Genomic DNA, 14,901 nt, shown 5'->3' on the forward strand with positions numbered 1-14,901 from the left:
AATTATATAAATTATGTGTAATCTTGTGCCTTGCTATCGCAGGAAGATTATGGTATTCTAAATTTGGTAGTTTTGGAAACTGAATATGCAGAATGCTTTAAGAGCTATGAGTAAAAAGCAGAATGCGACGGGGGCAGGGTATGTCCTCATTCGCAGGATGCTTTTTTTTAATGCTCATAAGGGCTTTTTGCGGTGTCAGCTTCTTGAACCGTGCAGGTTATAAGCGCAACAAGATTTAGGAAAGGAATGATTTCGTTATGAAAAAGGCAAGAATCTCTTTTCGCAGCCTGCTGAAAACGGCTGTGAGCGGTGTTCTGGGCATGGCGCTGATTCTGGGTACAATGAGCGGATGCGGCGGATCTTCGACCAGCACAGGAGGCGGAGCCGCCTCGGCCGGCAGTTCCGCGGCGGCCGGCAAGTCGGATGATGATAATTTTCACATTACGATCAAGCTGAGCCATGTGTTCCAGCCGCAGGAGCAGGTTTATAAAACCATGGAGGCGATCGGAAAAAGCGTAACGGAAAAAACGCAGGGGCACATAACAATCCAGGTTTTCGGCCAGGGACAGCTTTCCGTTTATAACGACAGCATGGAGCAGGTGAAGCGCGGGGCGAACTGGATCGCCGTCGAAGAGCCCTCCTACCTGGGCGATTATGTTCCCGATTTCGCCGCGCTGGTCGGCCCGATGCTTTATCAGAACAACGACGAGTGGGAGAAAATGCAGGACACGGACCTCTACAAGGAGATGCAGAAAAAGGCCGAGGATCTTGGATTCCATTTCCTTTCGATGAATTATGAATTCGGATTCCGCAGCCTCTGCACAAACAAGGACGTCAAGACTCCGGACGATTTAAAGGGCATGAAACTGCGCAGCACGGAGAGCCCGCTGTTTGTCAAGACGATCGAGGCCATGGGTGCCGCCGCCACTCCGATGGCGTTTACCGAGTGCATATCGGCGATTCAGACCGGCACGGTCAACGGATTTGAAGGTTCCGAATCCACCCTGCTTGGCACCGGCGCTTACGAGGTCGTCAAGAAAGTCGCTTTGACCCGCCATTTTATCGCGACCCGCGGCGCGTTTATCAATACCAAGGTTTACGACAGCATTCCTGAAAAATACCGCAAGATTCTTGACGAAGAGTTTGCTCAGGGCGCCAAGGACTGCCGCGCCGCGTCGGAGAAGGACGAGGCGGGGACCGTCGAAAAGCTGAAGAGCCTTGGCGTCACGTTCAACGATGTCGATATGGACGCCTTCACAAAATCCTGCGACAAGGTTTATGACTGGCTGGTTTCCGACAAGAAATGTTCGCCGGACATCCATGAAAGGCTGCTGGCCGAACTCAAGAAAATGCGCGGCTGATTTTCATGAAAAGTTCCGTACGCAACCCGATACATAACAACTGAGAAGGAAACTTATGAAAGCTAAACTGAAACTGTTTTTGTACAATCTGGACTCCGTTATCACCGGCGCGGCGATGATCGGAATGACGCTGGTTGTTTTGCTCAACGTGTTCTGCCGCTATTTTGCAAACAAACCGCTGGTTTGGGGCGAAGAAGTTGCGACGACGCTCTTTGTCTGGAGCATTTTTGCGGGCGGCGAGGTCTGTTTTCGCCAGGGAACGCACCTGGGCGTGGACTTTCTGGTGAGGCTTCTGCCGGATCGGATTCGCTCCGCTTTCGCCTGCGTGATCAACGCCGTCGTCATTCTGATCATCGGGACTCTTGCCGTGGTTAGTCTGACCTATATGTGGAATTCCCGCATGAATCTTTCCAAGGTCATGCAGGTAACCGTCCTGTGGAACACCGTGCCGGTAGCCGTCAGCTTTGTGGTTTCGCTGGTGTGGGCCATCCTGTTTTTTATCCGGGATTTAAGAACGATGACATCTTTTGGAAAGGAGGCTGAGCAGCTGTGAGTTCTTTGGCATTCCTGCCGATTTTGCTGGTGTTTGTCCTGTATTTTGCCGGCATCCCGATTGTGTACGCCCTGCTCGGCTCCACTTTTTTCTACTTCGCGTTTATCGATACGACATCCCCGATGGATCTGATCCTGCAGAAGGTGCTGACAAGCTCGCAGTCTTTTAACCTGCTGGCGATTCCGTTCTTCGTCATGGCCGGGTCGATCATGAACTATTCGGGCATCAGCGAGAAGATGATGGATTTCGCGGAGGTGCTGACCGGGCATATGCGCGGAGGGCTCGCGCAGGTCAACGTTCTGCTGAGCATGCTGATGGGCGGCTGCTCCGGCTCCGCGAACGCGGACGCCGCGATGGAAGCAAAGATGCTTGAGCCGCAGATGGAGGAACGCGGGTATTCCAAGGCGTTTTCGACTGCAATCACCGCCGCCTCGTCCGCTGCAACGCCGGTGATCCCGCCCGGAGTCAACCTGATCGTCTACGCCGTGCTTGCAAGCTGCTCGCTGGGCCGCATGTTTGCCGCCGGGTATATTCCGGGGATCCTGATGGGCCTGTCCCTGATGGTGGCGGTGGCTTATATCTCCAAAAAGCGCAATTATCAGCCGAGCCGTGGAAAGCGCGCGACTTTGGGGGAAATTGGCCGCCAGGCGCTGGTTTCCTTCTGGGGACTGTTTTTTCCGTTCGGCATCATCCTCGGCATGCGGGCCGGCATGTTCACGCCGTCCGAAGGCGGCGCGATCGCGGTTCTGTACGCCGTGATCATCGGCAAATTCGTGTACAAGAAACTCAACTTCAGAAGGGACTTCATCCCCATCATGAAGGAATCGATCGCGGGCAGCGCGGCGGTCGTCATGATCATGGTATCGGCCAGCGTGTTCGGCTATTACCTGACCTGGGTGGGCATTCCCCAGATGGTGGCCGTCGGGATGACCACGCTGACCCAGAACAAGTACGTCATGCTGCTCCTGTGCAATCTGATCCTGCTGATCATGGGCATGTTCCTCGAAGGCGGAGCCGCGCTGATGATCATCGCGCCCCTGCTGGTGCCCGTGGTCACGGCGATGGGGGTCGACCCGGTCCATTTCGGCATGATCTGCATCGTGAACATCATGCTCGGGGGCCTGACGCCTCCGTTTGGTTCCATGATGTTCACCACCTGCGGCATTACGGGATGCAAGATCAGCGATTTCGTGCGCGAGTGCTGGATCTTCATGTTTGCGCTGCTTGTTGTGCTGATCATTATCACCTTTGTCCCATTCCTGAGCCTGGTCCTGCCAAACCTGATTTACGGCGTGCAGGGCTGAAAATTTGCAACCGGCCGGTTGCCTGTCTGCCTCCCTTGATTGTCTGCGCGGGCCGAACTCCTGCGGACGATCAAGGGAGGTTTCTGTTCCCTGATTTCGGTATCAAATGGACCCTGGAATCTGCAAAGAGCCTTTCCGTTACATAAAATATTTCGGAGAAGAATATAAATGCTCTGGAATTTATGCAATGGAGGGGAGCGGTTGAATATCCTTGTTTACTATCCGGCCGAAGGGGAAAAACAGAAGGAACTGCAAAGAAGGGTCGCCGCGGTCCACAGCAGCGCGATTGCGAAGTACATAGAGCGGATTCACTGTCCGGTGGAACAAAAGAAAGAGATCGCAACCCGGATTCTTCGGGAGCGGCAAAAAGAGGGGACGGCGTAGCAGCCGCCCCTCTTTTTGCCGCGTCACCGGTGTCCGAAATGATAGAATAGCATTTTCAATACATCTTGCCGCGTAGCTGGAAAGCCGGATTCCCTTGGAACTGTCAAAGGTATTCACCGCTTTAATCAGCCCGATGGTGCCAATGGAAATCAGGTCGTCCTGTTCGCTGGAACTGGAGTAATACTTTTTGATGATGTGTGCGACCAGTCTGAGGTTATGTTCGATCAGTGCTGCTTTTGCTTTCGGATCCCCGTTCTTCATTTTTTCCAGGCATTCCTTCTCCTCCTGCGCGGTTAACGGCCGGGGAAAAGACCCGGAGCCCGCGACGTGAAGCACAAAAAAGAGGAAGCCGGAAAGAGCCAGGCTCAAAAGTGCTTCGAACAAGATGTTCGCCCCCTTGGAATCATGTATCTTCAGTATATGCGGGACATCCCCGGCTTGTTGCAAGTCCGACGGGGTTTCCGCCGCCGGGAAAGGATTGGCCGCCCAGTGCCGCCCCGTATATTTTCGTTTGCATGGTTGTAAGTTTCGCCGGAATCAGATAAAATAAGAGAGAATTTAAAGGAGGGTAACCCATTTGGAAGAAAATCGGCAAAATAAGATGGGCACCATGCCCATTTTTCGTTTGATTGTCACGATGTCTATTCCGGCCGTCCTGTCCATGATGGTCCAGGCGCTGTACAATATCGTGGACAGCTATTTTGTTGCACAGATCAGTGAAAACGCGCTGACCTCCGTGTCGCTGGTGTTTCCGGTTCAGACCCTGCTGATTGCGGTGGCGGTCGGGACCGGGGTCGGCCTGAACTCGCTGATCGCACGCCGACTGGGAGAAAACCGCAGGGAAGAGGCCGACCAGGCGGCAACCCATGGGCTTCTTCTTGGGCTTGCAAACGGTTTGCTGTTTTTTGTTATCGGCCTGTTTTGTTCGGGCCCGTTTCTGAGAGCCTTTACCTCGGACCCCGAGATTGTTTCGATGGGTTCCGCCTACATGAGCACCGTTTGTATGTTTTCCTTCGGAGCATGCGTTGAAATCAACATTGAGAAAATATTGCAGGCCACCGGGAATATGGTCTTTCCCATGATCTTTCAGCTGATTGGCGCCGTGGGCAACATGCTGCTTGACCCGGTTTTTATTTTTGGGCTTTTTGGGGTGCCTGCCATGGGGGTCAGGGGCGCCGCGATCGCCACGGTGATCGCTCAGATTCTGTCTATGGTGGTTGCCTTGTTGGTTTTGCTTTTCAGAGAACATGAAGTGAAAGTGGATTTTCACTTTTTCCGCGTCAACTGGCGCACGGTACAGAATATTTATGCCGTGGGGCTGCCCGCCATTGTCATGCAGTCGACCGGTTCCGTCATGGTGGTCGGCATGAACGCGATTTTAATCGGTTTCACCGGTACGGCAGTCGCCGTCTTCGGCGTCTATTTCAAACTTCAGTCTTTTGTTTTTATGCCGGTCTTTGGGCTGAATCAGGGGCTGATGCCCGTAATGGGATACAATTACGGAGCGAGAAAGATCAGCCGTCTGCTCAGCGCGGTCAAAATCGGCTGCGCGATTGCGGCGGTCATCATGGGAATCGGCATGGCGGGGTTCTGGCTGATACCGGACAAGCTTCTGCTGATTTTCAACGCATCCGGCCGTATGCTCCAGATCGGGGTCCCGGCGCTTCGCACCATCTCGCTCTGCTTTTTGCCCGCCGCGTTCGGCATCGTTTTTTCCACAACCTTTCAGGCGGTCGGCGACGGGGTGAAAAGCCTGATTATTTCGCTCCTGCGACAGCTTGTCATATTGCTTCCGTGCGCGTACCTGCTGTCTAAAATCGGGCTGGACGCGGTCTGGTTCGCGTTTCCGGCCGCGGAGAGCGTATCGCTTGCCGCAAGCATTTTCCTCTACTGTTCAGTGAGAAGGACTACCATTCAGACAGGCGCATAGGCAAAATCAAATCTGTTTTCCGGACGATGAATTCCCGCAATTGACGCCAATTGGACAATTCTGTCTCCTAATATCATCCAGGAAGGGATTTTTAACTTGTTTCAGTGCCCACGGGTCGACTGAAATCGTATATAATAATAAAAATCCTAAATTATGGAAAGTGAAAGGTAATGCTGAATACGAATTACAAAGGAAAACTTTCACCCGCTCAGATTTTGATTTCTCTGGATGCAAAGCCGGACGCTGGGATGGCCGGATGCCTTTTCAGCGGATACTACCGCAGGGCTTTTGCTTTTAAAAGCGAAACGGAACTTCTGTTTGCGATAGACCAGCTGTGTGACAGTATGCAATTTCCCCAGGCATCGTCCCAAAGCCGAAGTTTTGAATCCAAGTATACAAAAACGATCGTCAGGAAGGTGGAAAACTTCATGGAACCGGACATTGAAACAGCTTTAAAGCAGGACCGCGCTACTTTTCTGGTGCACATCAAATTCCGTCAGAATGCGACCTGGCAGGGAAGCATCACTTGGGTGGAGCAGGAAAAGACACAGAGTTTCCGCAGCGCGCTTGAAATGCTGAAATTGATGGAAGAGGCTCGGGTTCCGTCGGCGAAGGAAGTTGTGGACTGGGAGGATACCCCTTGAAAGCATCCCGACGGCGGGCGGTGAAACAGCAAAAGTCCCCTGTTCAGATAAAAGCTGAACAGGGGACTTTTGCTGTCCCTCTTTTTTGTGACTTCTCAGCGGCGCTGTGCCGCAAACAGCTTTCCAATTTTTGGACAGCCCTCTTTCGCGTCGGGCGAGTCCGGATTGATTCCATGTTTTTGGGTATAGTACACAATTGTTTTTTTAATTTGATTGGAAAACCTATAAAATTAAAATGTTGACCCTCCGGCGAAGCAGGCGTATAATTAGGAAACCAAATAGATAGAAATCCTAATTAATTTTGAAAGAAGGTTGCCGGATGCCAGAAGAAGGACGCACCGGAGAGGCAACAAAAAGATTGTTGGACGCCATGGTCCAGTTCCGCCGGCTGCGCGACATCCCATACCGCGGGAAGCACCCGCAAAGCCATGAATGCAGGCACAGCGACATGATGATCCTGTTTGCCCTGAAACAGTTGGAACCCGATTTCCCAGAGGGCGTCAGCATCAAGGAACTGAGCCGCTGTTTGAACCTGAAATCTCCGACTGTGACTCCCGCCGCTTATCATCTGGAAAAAATGGATCTGGTGGAGCGCAGCACCGACGACAGGGACAGGCGGATTAACCGCATCCGGCTGACCGAGGGAGGCCGCCGGCTTCTCCTAGCCCACAGGAGACGGCTGGCCGCCCATATCCATGGACTGGTCCTCTACCTCGGAGCGGAAAAGAGTTTAATGCTGGCGGAGCTTCTCGATGAAGCGTTCCGCTACGAATTTGGCCAGATCCAGCAAAAAAACAATCTTGAGGCTCATCACCCGGGAGGTCTATGAATGCTGAAAATTTATCGGAACCTGAAGCCGTTTGCAGCTTCGATCATCACGATCCTGCTTCTTCTGTTTCTTCAGGTGATGTCCGACCTTTATCTGCCGACCCTGATGTCGGATATCGTCAACAGCGGTATCATGGCTGGAGACATCGGCTATATCTGGAAAACCGGCGAAATCATGCTCCTGATTGCCGCGGGCGGCGTGATCTGTGCTGTGGCGGCGGGCTATCTCGGTTCAAGAGTTGCCCTCGGATTGGGCAGAAACCTGAGAAACCAGGTTTTCCGCCGTGTGGAAAACTTTTCTTTGCACGAGTTTGATAAATTCGGGTCGTCGACCCTGATTACGCGGACGACCAACGATATTATCCAGATACAGACGGTCACGATCATGATCATCAATATGATGGTTCGTGCGCCGCTGACCTGTATCGGAGGGATCATGCAGGCCTATCATCAGGACCGGACGCTGACGATTGTCCTTGCCGTGGCGCTTCCCATTTTGATTCTGGTCATCTGGCTCGTGACCTCGAGGGTCATTCCATTGTTCCGCCAGGTGCAGAAAAAGCTGGACCGGATCAATCTGATCCTTCGGGAGAATCTGACCGGGATCCGGGTCATCCGGGCCTTTGACAAGATCGGCCATGAAAAGGCTAGGTTTGAAGACGCCAACCGGGATCTGACCGACACTTATATCCGTGTCAACCGCATTATGGCGTTTCTGATGCCGATGATGATGATGATTATGAATCTGGTCTCGACAAGCATCCTCTGGTTCGGGAGCAAGAGGATCGACACCGGGGAAATGAATATCGGCGCGCTGATGGCGTTTACCCAGTACGCGATGCAGATCATGTTTTCGCTTTTGATGTTTGTCATGATGTTTGTCATGATTCCCCGCGCGCAGGCCGCCGCCGACCGCATCAGCGCGGTTCTGGAGACAACCCCCGAAATCGTCGATCCGGATCAGCCGGAAGCTGCGGAAGAGGAAAGGGGCTATGTCGAATTCCGGAACGTCACCTTCCGTTACCACGGGGCGGAACAGCCCGCGATCCGCAATGTCTCTTTTTCCGTCAGGCCGGGGGAGACCACGGCCATCATCGGGGGGACCGGCAGCGGCAAGAGCACGCTGATCAATCTGATTCCCCGCTTTTACGATGTGGATGAGGGGGAGATCCTGGTCGACGGCACGAATGTGAAGGCGATGACGCAGGAGGACCTGAGAAAACGGATCGGCTTTGTCCCCCAGAAGGCCAGCCTTTTCACGGGCACCGTCAAAGAGAACCTGCTGTACGGCAGGGAGGACGCCACGGAGGAGGAGATCCGCCACGCCGCGCAGGTGGCGCAGGCCTCCGAATTTATCACCGGGATGCCGGACGGGTACGATTCCCTGCTTGCCGAGAGCGGCCGGAACCTTTCCGGCGGGCAGAAGCAGCGCCTTTCCATCGCGAGGGCTTTGGTCAGGAGGCCGGAGATCTACGTGTTTGACGACAGCTTTTCCGCGCTCGATTTTAAAACGGACGCGAGGCTTCGCGCGGCCCTGAAAAAGAACACGGCGGACGCCACCGTCATCATTGTCGCGCAGCGCGTCGGGACCGTGATGGACGCCGACCGGATCATTGTTCTGGACGAGGGTGCGGTCGCCGGAATCGGGACCCACAGGGAACTGCTGAAAGAATGCGAAGTGTACCGCGAGATTGTGGAGTCGCAGCTTTCCGAGGAGGAATTGGCATGAGCGAAAATCAGCGCAGGACCGGCTCCGCCGGAAGGCCGGGCGGCATGAAGCACGGCGGGGGGCCGGGAGGAGCCATCGGCAGGCCCGTGGAAAAGGCTAAAGATTTCAAGGGAACCCTCCGGCGCCTGACCGGGTATTTGAGACCGCAGAGCTGGAAGCTCCTTTTCGTCCTGATTTTCACGCTTTTTTCGACCGCTTTTACCGTTTTGGCGCCGAGAATCAGCGGCAATGCGATCAACCAGCTCACCGACGGCTTTATTGCGAAGCGCATTGTTTCCGAGGCAACCAAGGCGCAGGATTCCCTCGGCCCAGCCCTGACCGTCCAGCTGAAGCAGATTGATTCCGGGCGCGCTCAGGCGGAGGAAGAGGCCAAATCGGCCGCCCGCGCCGCTCTGGAAAAGCAGGGAGCCTCCGGGGAACAGATCGCCGCGGCGGAGCAGCAGGCGGCGGCAGCCGCGGACAAGGCGTATTCCGAAAAACTTTCCCAGTCCATTTCGGGGGAACAGCTCGCCGCTATGCGGGCGTTTGTCAGGCTCCCCCGCGTCGCCGATCTTTCCGGCGCGGACAAAAAAGCGGCGGCGGTCGGGCAAATCGCCGCTCTGGCGAAAAAGATGCCCCAGTCCGGCAAAAGCGGCCAGTCGTTTCAAATCAGCGACGAAGACCTTCAAAAATATCTGAATGACATCCGGGAGACGGACGGAGCGATTCCGTTCGGCGCCATCGCCGAAACTCTTTTGTTCCTGCTGGGGATCTATCTGCTCAGCTCCCTGTTTTCCTTCCTGACACAGTACATGATGTCGGGCGTTGCCCAGCTGACGGTTTACAGCCTGCGGAAGGATCTGAACGACAAGCTCTCCCGGCTGCCGCTCAAATACTATGACGGGCATACAAGCGGCGATATCCTCAGCCGGATGACCAACGACATCGACACCATTTCCGGTACGCTGCAGCAGAGCCTGACGCAGCTGATCCAGTCCGTGTGCCAGATTTTCGGCTACGTCATTATGATGCTGCTCTACAGCCCGATCCTGACGCTGATCGTGCTGTGCACCCTGCCGCTTTACATCGGCGTCACCATGCTGATCGCCTCCCACTCCCAGAAATACTACAAAGCGCAGCAGGAGCATCTCGGCAATCTCAGCGGGCACACCGAAGAGATGTTCACGGGCCACGTCATTGTGAAGGCGTTCGGCCGGGAAAAGGAATCAATCGAGACCTTTGAGCAGATCAACGACGACCTTTACGACGCCGGCTGGAAGGCTCAGTTTATGAGCGGGGTCATGTATCCGCTGATGAATTTCGTGAGCAATATCGGCTATGTGCTGATTTCGGTGGTCGGCGGAATTTTCGTGACGAAAAACATGCTGAACATCGGGGATATCACGGCGTTCATCCAATACTCCAGGTCGTTCTCCATGCCGATCATCCAGACCGCCAACATTGCGAACATCATTCAGTCCACCCTCGCCTGCGCCGAGCGCGTTTTTGAAGTCCTTGACGAGGAGGAGGAGATTCCGGATGCGGCTGACGCCGTGAGACTCGAAAATCCGAAGGGAAATATTCGCTTTGACCACGTGAAATTCGGCTACTCGGAGTCCGCGCCGCTGATGGAGGACATGAACCTCGATTTCAAGCAGGGCGAAACCGTCGCCATCGTGGGGCCGACCGGAGCGGGAAAAACCACCCTGGTCAATCTTCTGATGCGGTTTTATGAGATCAACGGCGGCGCCATTACCTTTGACGGGGTGGATATCCGGAATATCGTCCGGGGAAATCTGCGCACCCTGTTCGGCATGGTGCTCCAGGACACCTGGCTTTTCAACGGGACGATTGAGGAAAACATTGCCTACGGAAAGGAAAACGCCCCGCACGAGCAGATCGTGGCCGCGGCGAAGGCCGCTCACGCGGACCGCTTTATCCGTTCCCTGCCCGACGGTTACCAGACGGTTTTGAACGAGGAGGCTTCCAATATCTCGCAGGGGCAGAAGCAGCTTCTGACCATCGCGCGCGCGATCCTTGCCGATCCGGCCGTGCTGATTCTGGATGAAGCGACGAGCAGCGTGGATACCCGCACCGAAGTCCTGATTCAGAAAGCGATGAGCGTGCTGATGCAGGGGAGGACCAACTTCGTCATCGCGCACCGGCTTTCCACGATCCGCGACGCCCATCTGATTCTCGTGATGAATCACGGGACGATCGTCGAAGCCGGGAACCACCGGGAGCTGATGGCGAAAAACGGATTTTACGCCGATCTTTACAACAGCCAGTTCACCGGGGCGAATCTGGAATAGCCAAAGTAAAACAGCGGCGCGGGGCTCTTGCTCCGCGCCGCTGTTTGCTACCAGGCGGCCACCTGTCCGTCCGCCCGCGATTCGCTGCCCCCCGTGAAGACCCCCTGCGAATTCCTCCAGATGATCTGCCCTCTGCCGAAATCGTCCGTAACGGTGGAGATGCTGATTTCGTGGCCGCGGTCCGCAAGTTCCCTCACCAGGTAGGGGGGGAATTCCGGTTCCACCTCGATCCGGTTTCCGCCGGTCCAGCGCCAGCGCGGCGCGTCCAGACTCTGCTGGGCGTTCAGGCCGAAGTCCACCGTGTTCGTCACGACCTGCAGGTGCCCTTGGGGCTGCATAAAGCCGCCCATTACCCCGAACGGCCCGACCGGGACGCCGTCTTTGGAGAGAAACGCGGGAATGATCGTATGGTAGGACCGCTTGCCGGGTCCGATGAAGTTTCCGGATTCCGGGTCCATGGAAAAATTCATTCCCCGGTTCTGAAGGGAAATGCCGGTTTCAGGCACCACCAGTCCGGAACCGAAGCTGCAGTAACTGCTCTGGATGTAGGAAACCATATTCCCCTCGGCGTCCGCCGTGCAGAGGTAGACCGTACCGCCTTTTTCGGGCTGTCCCGCCCTTGGGAGGATTGCCCGGCCGCCGATCAGGCTGCGCCGTTCTTCAGCGTAGGATTCGCTCAAGAGGTTTTCGGCGGAAACTTTCATCGCCGCGGGATCGCCCACGTAGGCTTTGCCGTCTTCGTAGGCCAGTTTCATGGATTCGATCATGCGGTGAATGCAGAGCGCGCTGTCCCTGCTTTCCATCGGGAATCCCTTTAGAAGATTCAGCGCCATCAGCGCCACGATTCCATGCCCGTTCGGCGGAAGCTCCGAAACTTCGTATCCGCGGTAGAGGACGTGAAGAGGACGGACCCAGTCCGATGAGTGCCGCTCCAGGTCGCTTTTTCGGAGCAGGCCGCCCGTTGCGCGGGAGAACCGGTCGATTTTTTCCGCCAGCCCGCCGCGGTAAAAGCTCTCGCAGCCGGTCGCGGCCAGCTCTTTCAGCGTTTCGGCAAGCTCCGGCAGACGAAACAATTCCCCCGCGAGGGGCGAGCGCCCCGACGGGAAGAAGGTGTCCCGGAGCGGCGCGTATTCCGGCCCGGCCAGCCCGCTGAGGAACTCCTTCTCAAACCGTTTCCAGCTGGCCGCGGTCACCGGCGCGACCGGCCAGCCGTCCTCGGCGCAGGCGACGGCGGGCTCCAGTGTCCGCGTCAGAGGAAGCCGGCCGAAGGTTTTGGAAAGCTCTGCCCAGGCGGCCGGAATCCCCGGAACGGTGACGGTCAGCCAGCCGAAGCGCGGCACCTCCGAAAAACCGCGGTTCCGCACGGCCTCGGCGCTCAGCAGAGCCGGCGACCGTCCGCTGGAATTCAGGCCGTGCAGCCGGCCGCCGCTCCAGACCAGCGCGAACGCGTCCCCGCCCACGCCGTTGGACATCGGCTCCGTCACGGCCAGCATGGCCGCCGCCGCGACGGCAGCGTCGACGGCATTGCCTCCCTGTTTTAAAATATCCAGCCCGGCCTGCGCGGCGAGCGGCTGCGACGTCGCGACCATTCCCTTTGTTCCGAATACCACTTTGCGGGTGGACGGGTATCGGTAAGATAAATTCCGGTCCATGCTTCAAGCCTCCCTTTTATGCCATGATTTGTATTAAAGTCCCGTGCGGTACAGTGGGATGACGTTGATGACCGGCACTTCATAGGGGTGCGCCGCTTTTACCGCCCGGATGGTTTCCTCCACGCTGTCTTTTTTGCAGATGACTTCCACCTTGCATTCTTTTTCGGCACATATCCGGTTTTGTTCGCCGCGGTAAGGGTGGCTTCCCTCCAGCGGGCGCCAGCAGCCCGTGACTTCACTGTAGGAAAGACAGCTGTCGTAATTTCCGATATGCCCCGCGTCCGCGCTTTGCAGCGCCCTGCGAATGGCTTCCAGGTGCGATTTTGGAACGAAGATTTCCATTTTGCAGAATTCAAATTCCATGTGCTGTTCTCCCTTCCGTTTTTCTGCATTATAGCGAAAAGAGTCATCTTTGTAAAGAGAGATAAATGATAATAATTATTATTTTTTAAACAAAAATTTGCTCTGCCTGCCCTTGCGTTTCTCTGTTTTTGCGGTGGATTTTACCAATCAAATCGGTTATGATAAAAATAGAAAAAGAATCGGTAAAAGGGAGGATTCGATATGAAGGAAAACTTTTTAAAGGCGCTCGAAAGCCGCCGCTCGATCTATTCCATCGGGAGGAACTCCGCCGTGACGGAAGATGAAATCCTTTCGATTGTCCGCCGTGCGGTCAGCGCGTCTCCAAGTGCGTTTAATTCTCAAAGTTCCCGTGTCATTGTCCTGTTTGGGAAAAATCATGACCGCTTATGGGACGATCTTAAGGGAATCCTGAAGGGCATGATCCCGACGGACCGCTTCGCCAAGACGGAGGAAAAGATCGACTCGTTTCGCAGCGGGTACGGGACCGTTCTTTATTTTGAAGATCAGGACGTCGTCACTGGTCTGCAGAATCAATTCCCGCCCTACAAAGACAATTTCCCGCTCTGGTCGCTTCAGTCCTCCGGCATGCTGCAGCTTGCCGTATGGGCGGCGCTGGAGGAAGCGGGCTTGGGGGCAAGCCTGCAACACTACAATCCGCTGATCGACGAAAAGGTGAGGGAGAACTGGGGCGCCCCCAAGAGCTGGAAGCTGCTGGCTCAGATGCCGTTCGGCAGCGTGGAGGGCAAACCGGAGAGCAAGGATACGGGGAACGTTGACGAACGGGTCAAGGCGTTCCGGTAGAAACGGGGGAGCTCCATGAAACTGGTATTGCTTCGGCACGGGGAGAGCGAATGGAACAAAAAGAACCTGTTTACCGGCTGGACGGACGTGGACCTGTCCGACAACGGCAGGGAAGAGGCGCGAAACGCGGGGGCTCTGCTTCGGCAAAACGGCTTTGACTTCGACCTGTGTTACACCTCCTGCCTGAAGCGAGCCATCCATACGCTGAATCTAGCTTTAGAGCAGATGGACCGGGAATGGCTTCCGGTCGTGAAAAGCTGGAAGCTGAACGAACGCCACTACGGCGCGCTGCAGGGGCTGAACAAGGCGGAAACCTCGCAAAAATACGGCGAAGAGCAGGTACAGGTGTGGCGGCGCTCCTTTGACGTCCGTCCGCCCCTGCTGGACGACGGCGACGGACGGAATCCCCGCCTTCAGGTCCAGTACCGGGATGTGCCGGCGCGGGAGCTGCCGCGGGGTGAAAGTCTGGCGGATACCATCGCAAGGGTCGTTCCTTATTTTGAGCGGAACATCCGAAAAGAGATGGAAAGCGGAAAGCGTGTTCTCATCGCGGCTCACGGAAATTCCCTGCGCGCGCTGATTTACTGGTTTGAAAAGCTCTCGAAGGAGGAAATCACGGGGGTCAATCTCCCGACCGGCGTGCCTCTGGTCTATACGCTTGATGAAAAGTGGAACGTCACCGGCAAAGAATACCTTGGCGATCCGGAATTGATCCGGGCCAAAATCCAAAGCGTTGCCGATCAGGGAAAGACGAAGGAATCATGATCTGATAGAAACCTCCCCGCCGCACATACTAAGCGGGGAGGTGATTTTTTTGTCTAAGGCCAGCGTCTATTTCAGCCTGAAGCATCAGGAAGACCAGCGAGACTGCGAAGAAATCAAGCGCCGCCTCGACTCGATTCCGGGCGTTCTCTCCGTCAGCATCAGCAGGGACCGCGACAGGGTGGCCGTCGACTACGATACAACGGGAACCGGGCCGGATCAGCTCCGCGGCAAGCTGGACGAGTGCGGGTGCGCCGTCGAAGCCGAGCACTGGCAGGAGCATAGAATGTAAAAACAGG

15 protein-coding genes are annotated in these 14,901 nt (G+C 55.6%); 12 read left to right on the plus strand and 3 right to left on the minus strand.

The window, feature by feature from the left end:
- Nucleotides 1–257: 257 nt before the first annotated feature.
- Genes VA597_RS04000 through VA597_RS04010 form a run of 3 tightly spaced genes read left to right on the plus strand, consistent with a single transcriptional unit; the run spans nucleotide 258 to nucleotide 3,218 of the window.
- A complete protein-coding gene (locus VA597_RS04000; RefSeq protein ID WP_128741773.1) occupies nucleotides 258–1,361 on the plus strand; it encodes a C4-dicarboxylate TRAP transporter substrate-binding protein in 1,104 nt (367 codons plus the stop codon).
- Nucleotides 1,362–1,416: 55 nt separating this feature from the next.
- Nucleotides 1,417–1,914 (plus strand): TRAP transporter small permease, encoded by a 498-nt coding sequence (locus VA597_RS04005; protein ID WP_326975241.1) that lies wholly within the window; start codon nucleotides 1,417–1,419, stop codon nucleotides 1,912–1,914.
- The gene (locus tag VA597_RS04010; RefSeq protein ID WP_243112616.1) at nucleotides 1,911–3,218 is read left to right on the plus strand and encodes a TRAP transporter large permease; all 1,308 of its coding nucleotides are present in this window, start codon (nucleotides 1,911–1,913) and stop codon (nucleotides 3,216–3,218) included. Before VA597_RS04005 ends, VA597_RS04010 begins: the two co-directional genes overlap by 4 nt.
- 180 nt (nucleotides 3,219–3,398) lie before the next feature.
- Here VA597_RS04010 and VA597_RS04015 read toward each other — a convergent pair whose 3' ends face one another.
- Nucleotides 3,399–3,986 carry a sigma-70 family RNA polymerase sigma factor gene (locus VA597_RS04015; protein ID WP_326975242.1) on the minus strand — a complete coding sequence of 196 codons (588 nt, stop codon included), beginning with the start codon at nucleotides 3,984–3,986 and terminating at the stop codon, nucleotides 3,399–3,401.
- A 193-nt stretch (nucleotides 3,987–4,179) separates the two neighbouring features.
- Here VA597_RS04015 and VA597_RS04020 point away from each other — a divergent pair, with 193 nt between their 5' ends.
- From VA597_RS04020 to VA597_RS04045, 6 genes are all read left to right on the plus strand, one after another.
- Complete coding sequence (locus tag VA597_RS04020; RefSeq protein ID WP_326975243.1) at nucleotides 4,180–5,532, plus strand: MATE family efflux transporter; 1,353 nt, start codon at nucleotides 4,180–4,182, stop codon at nucleotides 5,530–5,532.
- Between the two features lie 170 nt (nucleotides 5,533–5,702).
- Complete coding sequence (locus VA597_RS04025; protein ID WP_243112618.1) at nucleotides 5,703–6,176, plus strand: hypothetical protein; 474 nt, start codon at nucleotides 5,703–5,705, stop codon at nucleotides 6,174–6,176.
- Complete coding sequence (locus tag VA597_RS04030; protein WP_128741777.1) at nucleotides 6,173–6,418, plus strand: hypothetical protein; 246 nt, start codon at nucleotides 6,173–6,175, stop codon at nucleotides 6,416–6,418. Before VA597_RS04025 ends, VA597_RS04030 begins: the two co-directional genes overlap by 4 nt.
- A gap of 77 nt (nucleotides 6,419–6,495) precedes the next feature.
- Nucleotides 6,496–7,005 (plus strand): MarR family transcriptional regulator, encoded by a 510-nt coding sequence (locus VA597_RS04035; protein ID WP_128741778.1) that lies wholly within the window; start codon nucleotides 6,496–6,498, stop codon nucleotides 7,003–7,005.
- Nucleotides 7,006–8,733, plus strand: a complete 1,728-nt coding sequence (locus VA597_RS04040) for an ABC transporter ATP-binding protein (RefSeq protein ID WP_326975244.1) — start codon at nucleotides 7,006–7,008, stop codon at nucleotides 8,731–8,733.
- Complete coding sequence (locus VA597_RS04045; RefSeq protein ID WP_326975245.1) at nucleotides 8,730–11,024, plus strand: ABC transporter ATP-binding protein; 2,295 nt, start codon at nucleotides 8,730–8,732, stop codon at nucleotides 11,022–11,024. The genes VA597_RS04040 and VA597_RS04045 overlap by 4 nt, the downstream gene beginning before the upstream one ends.
- Before the next feature lie 47 nt (nucleotides 11,025–11,071).
- On the opposite strand, the gene VA597_RS04050 is transcribed toward VA597_RS04045, so the two are convergent.
- Complete coding sequence (locus VA597_RS04050) at nucleotides 11,072–12,676, minus strand: gamma-glutamyltransferase family protein (protein ID WP_326975246.1); 1,605 nt, start codon at nucleotides 12,674–12,676, stop codon at nucleotides 11,072–11,074.
- Nucleotides 12,677–12,709: 33 nt separating this feature from the next.
- Entirely contained in the window at nucleotides 12,710–13,039 is a 330-nt protein-coding gene (gene cutA, locus VA597_RS04055) for a divalent cation tolerance protein CutA (protein WP_326975247.1), read from the minus strand.
- Nucleotides 13,040–13,240: 201 nt separating this feature from the next.
- On the opposite strand from cutA, the gene VA597_RS04060 reads away from it, so the two are divergent.
- Genes VA597_RS04060 through VA597_RS04070 form a run of 3 tightly spaced genes read left to right on the plus strand, consistent with a single transcriptional unit; the run spans nucleotide 13,241 to nucleotide 14,894 of the window.
- Complete coding sequence (locus VA597_RS04060) at nucleotides 13,241–13,840, plus strand: nitroreductase family protein (protein WP_326975248.1); 600 nt, start codon at nucleotides 13,241–13,243, stop codon at nucleotides 13,838–13,840.
- Between the two features lie 15 nt (nucleotides 13,841–13,855).
- Nucleotides 13,856–14,605 carry a 2,3-diphosphoglycerate-dependent phosphoglycerate mutase gene (gene gpmA, locus VA597_RS04065; protein ID WP_326975249.1) on the plus strand — a complete coding sequence of 250 codons (750 nt, stop codon included), beginning with the start codon at nucleotides 13,856–13,858 and terminating at the stop codon, nucleotides 14,603–14,605.
- Nucleotides 14,606–14,654: 49 nt separating this feature from the next.
- Nucleotides 14,655–14,894 (plus strand): heavy-metal-associated domain-containing protein, encoded by a 240-nt coding sequence (locus tag VA597_RS04070; RefSeq protein ID WP_164918962.1) that lies wholly within the window; start codon nucleotides 14,655–14,657, stop codon nucleotides 14,892–14,894.
- Nucleotides 14,895–14,901 lie beyond the last annotated feature (7 nt).

The organism is Caproicibacter sp. BJN0012, assembly GCF_035986805.1.
In the GTDB taxonomy this organism is placed as follows: domain Bacteria; phylum Bacillota; class Clostridia; order Oscillospirales; family Acutalibacteraceae; genus Caproicibacter.

Excerpts from the sequence above, each read along its gene's own strand:
- VA597_RS04000 (WP_128741773.1), top strand. The coding sequence starts at position 258 with ATGAAAAAGGCAAGAATCTCTTTTCGCAGCCTGCTGAAAACGGCTGTG.
- VA597_RS04005 (WP_326975241.1), top strand. The coding sequence starts at position 1,417 with ATGAAAGCTAAACTGAAACTGTTTTTGTACAATCTGGACTCCGTTATC.
- VA597_RS04025 (WP_243112618.1), top strand. The coding sequence starts at position 5,703 with ATGCTGAATACGAATTACAAAGGAAAACTTTCACCCGCTCAGATTTTG.
- VA597_RS04035 (WP_128741778.1), top strand. The coding sequence starts at position 6,496 with ATGCCAGAAGAAGGACGCACCGGAGAGGCAACAAAAAGATTGTTGGAC.
- VA597_RS04040 (WP_326975244.1), top strand. The coding sequence starts at position 7,006 with ATGCTGAAAATTTATCGGAACCTGAAGCCGTTTGCAGCTTCGATCATC.
- VA597_RS04045 (WP_326975245.1), top strand. The coding sequence starts at position 8,730 with ATGAGCGAAAATCAGCGCAGGACCGGCTCCGCCGGAAGGCCGGGCGGC.
- VA597_RS04050 (WP_326975246.1), bottom strand. The coding sequence starts at position 12,676 with ATGGACCGGAATTTATCTTACCGATACCCGTCCACCCGCAAAGTGGTA.
- cutA (WP_326975247.1), bottom strand. The coding sequence starts at position 13,039 with ATGGAATTTGAATTCTGCAAAATGGAAATCTTCGTTCCAAAATCGCAC.
- VA597_RS04060 (WP_326975248.1), top strand. The coding sequence starts at position 13,241 with ATGAAGGAAAACTTTTTAAAGGCGCTCGAAAGCCGCCGCTCGATCTAT.
- gpmA (WP_326975249.1), top strand. The coding sequence starts at position 13,856 with ATGAAACTGGTATTGCTTCGGCACGGGGAGAGCGAATGGAACAAAAAG.